Here is a 256-nt window from a genome sequence, read left to right as displayed (position 1 = left end):
CAGGCTGGTACCGATACTGTCCAAGCTCTCTTCAAGAGAGAGAAATTCGGACACATTATAATGAAGCGAAGCAAGCAACGGGATAAGCAGCAAAAAACTGAACGAGGTCATTGATGCTTTTAGCAGATTGCGTCGTGATGGCTGGAAATGAATGATGCGCTGCTCCGGTTGTTTCTGCGAGATTGGTACGTGTTCAGTTTCAGAACTGTCTTCGGTGCCATCCGCTATGTCCGGTTCCACGTCGAGTGATTCCTTA

General features: G+C 47.7%; 1 protein-coding gene. It reads right to left on the bottom strand.

Annotated features, from left to right (window positions below):
- Positions 1-240, bottom strand: a 240-nt coding sequence (locus tag R0J92_RS24545; protein WP_411053605.1) for a hypothetical protein, incomplete at its 3' end; no start/stop codon positions are given.
- Positions 241-256: the final 16 nt, after the last annotated feature.

The sequence above is a fragment of the Tritonibacter sp. SIMBA_163 genome (assembly GCF_046535935.1).
Classification (GTDB): Bacteria; Pseudomonadota; Alphaproteobacteria; order Rhodobacterales; family Rhodobacteraceae; genus Epibacterium; species Epibacterium scottomollicae.
Note: the sequence above shows the minus strand (reverse complement) of the source record. Positions and strands in the feature narration are given on the sequence as shown.